The following is a 638-nucleotide window of genomic DNA, read 5'->3' as shown; positions in this document are numbered from 1 at the left end:
TCGTCGGGTAGCCCCGGCGCATTGCTGCGCCGGGGCCCCCTCAGAACCGGCCATGCCCGCTTTCCGGGCAACCGGCTCAAGCAAGCCCTGGAGGCTCGCGGGTGGGCGGAAGTGCTGGGCTGCCGTTGCTGGTGGTCCGGCGGTGGCAGTGGGTGTGTATGAGGCGGTTGGCGACGCGTTCGTCCGGTGTTCCCGCTCCCCAGACGGTGACCGCGTGTCTGCGGACCGCTCTGCGGGTGGCGGTGAGCCATTGTTCCCACTCACGTGGGCTTCGCGGCTCGTGGTCGGCGTGCAGCAGCAGGTCTCGGCAGATCGGACACCGGCCGTGCTGGGCTCGCAGGAGCCGTTGCGTGGTGATGTCCACCGGGAGATTGCTGCGGCGACGCCGCAGGGTCCAGTAGTCGGTCAGGGTCGGGTCGTCGGGTGATGCCGTCCCTGCGACCATCCGGTGCCGGACAATCGGAGTCCAGGCGAACTTGCGCAGGTAGTAGCCGGTTTCCCGGCTCCCGAATACCCACCTGTCGCGCCGGGACGAGTTGAACTCGCCGAAGTACCGGGCTACCACCCAGCGTCTCGGCTTGTTCGCGTGGGTGAACCTGGCCCACTTGTAGACCAGTTTCCACGCGTGGGCGTCCAGC

Annotated in this window: 1 pseudogene; it reads right to left on the bottom strand. The window is 68.5% G+C overall.

The features are described 5' to 3' along the window. Window positions 1-76: 76 nt before the first annotated feature. Window positions 77-638: pseudogene (locus ACFHWU_RS29290) on the bottom strand (group II intron reverse transcriptase/maturase); the annotation flags it as partial.

Source organism: Micromonospora sp. LOL_015, from assembly GCF_048060275.1.
Classification (GTDB): domain Bacteria; phylum Actinomycetota; class Actinomycetes; order Mycobacteriales; family Micromonosporaceae; genus Micromonospora_E.
This window is presented reverse-complemented; position numbering and strand designations above follow the sequence as displayed.